Genomic DNA, 1,598 nt, shown 5'->3' with positions numbered 1-1,598 from the left:
CCGGGCGTAGTCGATCCCACCGCCCACAAGCCCAACCAGGACCGTGCCGCCGAGGCCGAAGATCAGAGCGACGGAGCCCCGGCGGTCGGCGCGAAAGGCCGCGAGGGCGCCGCGCGCGCGACAGCTCCGCGCCCTCCTGTGCCGACCCCCCCGCATCACATCGTTCGCCCGCGCAAATCTTCGCAGGCGACATCCTTAGGACCGGGCAGGTTAATGAACCGCGCTGCCTCGTCAGGTTGTAAATATCTGCGGAATCACAGCTTAAGTTGCAAGGACAACGCGCCGCGACCCCACAATCGCGGCGGGAAAATCTCACGGGTTGTAAAGGGTGGTGCGCCTAGAACTGCCGATCATGTCCGGCGCTCCGATGGGACGATCTGCCGGACCGCGCAACCGGCCCTGGAATATGCCTGCCCCGAGCGGCCCTCCCGCACTCCTGTCGCGAGATCGATCGACATCCCTGCGGGCTCGCCTGCTCGGTGCCGGGCGCGATTTCGCGCGGGCGCGCTCGGGCGCGGGCGCGGTCGAGTTCGCGCTGCTGGCGGTCCCGTTCCTGCTGCTGCTCTGCGTGGTGGTGGAGGCGGCCATGATGACCCTGTCGCAGCAGACGCTGGACAGCGCGGTCGATCGGGCGACGCGCGCGCTGCGCACCGGTGCGTTCCAGGACGCGGCGGACGGCAACGACCCGGCCAGCCGCCTGCGCCGCATCATGTGCGGCAGCGCCGCGGTGCTGTTCCGCTGCCAGGACCTCAGGCTCGACGTGACGCGGGGCTCGAGCTTCGGCGCGGTCCGCCCGGCCGAACCCTACGACAGCCAGAGGAAGGGCTGGGCCCAGAGCTTCGGCAGCACCTTCCAGTGCCCGCTGGGCGGGGACATCGTCGCCCTGCGGGCGGCCGTGCCCGTGCTGCGCCTGTTCAACGCGCTCGATTTCACCCGCCATCCGATGGGCGCCAACAGCCAGCTCCTCGTGTCGACGGCGATCTTCTCCACCGAGCCCTATGCCGGGAAGGTCTGCCAGTGAGGCCGGGGCCGCTCGCCCGGCGCTTCGCCCGCGCGCGGTCTGGCGCCAGCGCGGTCGAGTTCGCGATCATCGTGCCGATCCTGCTCGGCCTGTTCATGGCCGCCGTCGAGCTGCCGCGGGCCTTCTCGACCGCCAAGCGGCTCGATCTCGCCGCCAGCACCATGGCGGACCTGATCTCCGGCACGAATCCCCCGCTCGACGAGGTCTTCGCGGCCGCGCAGGCGGTGGCGACGCCCTACGACATCGGGGCCGCGGGCATCGTGCTCACGGCGGCGGGCGTCTACCTGAAGGACGGCGCCGCCGTGGCGCGGGTCTGCTCGAGCGCGGCGCAGAAGGACGAGGCCCGCAGCGTCGGCTCGGTGATCGGGCCCGCGCCGACGGGGAGCACGGCGGGCGGGCGCTACGTGATGGCGGAGGTGCGGATGCGCTACGCCGCCCTGTTCCGGGTCTTCCCGACCCTTGCCAACTGGACCTTCTCCTACACCACGGTCTGGCCGGTGCGGGAGGGCAGGGCCTACTGGGGCAACGCCGAGGTGGTGCTGCCCGGCGGACAGCCCTGCCCGCCGGTCTGAGCCCC

The 1,598-nt window shown here is 71.6% G+C and carries 2 protein-coding genes; both read left to right on the top strand.

Annotation, left to right across the window (positions count from 1 at the left end; genetic code table 11):
- The first annotated feature begins 406 nt into the window (after positions 1-406).
- Positions 407-1,021: a TadE/TadG family type IV pilus assembly protein gene (locus AX737_RS24510; RefSeq protein WP_066925839.1), complete on the top strand. Its 615-nt coding sequence runs from the start codon at positions 407-409 to the stop codon at positions 1,019-1,021.
- Positions 1,018-1,593: a TadE/TadG family type IV pilus assembly protein gene (locus AX737_RS24505; protein WP_238231951.1), complete on the top strand. Its 576-nt coding sequence runs from the start codon at positions 1,018-1,020 to the stop codon at positions 1,591-1,593. The genes AX737_RS24510 and AX737_RS24505 overlap by 4 nt, the downstream gene beginning before the upstream one ends.
- Positions 1,594-1,598 lie beyond the last annotated feature (5 nt).

The organism is Methylobacterium sp. CCH5-D2 (assembly GCF_001556475.1).
GTDB lineage: Bacteria > Pseudomonadota > Alphaproteobacteria > Rhizobiales > Beijerinckiaceae > Methylobacterium > Methylobacterium hispanicum.
Note: the sequence above shows the minus strand (reverse complement) of the source record. Positions and strands in the feature narration are given on the sequence as shown.

Bases quoted from the DNA above. Each gene is read 5' to 3' on its own strand.
- AX737_RS24510 (WP_066925839.1), top strand. From the start codon at position 407: ATGCCTGCCCCGAGCGGCCCTCCCGCACTCCTGTCGCGAGATCGATCG.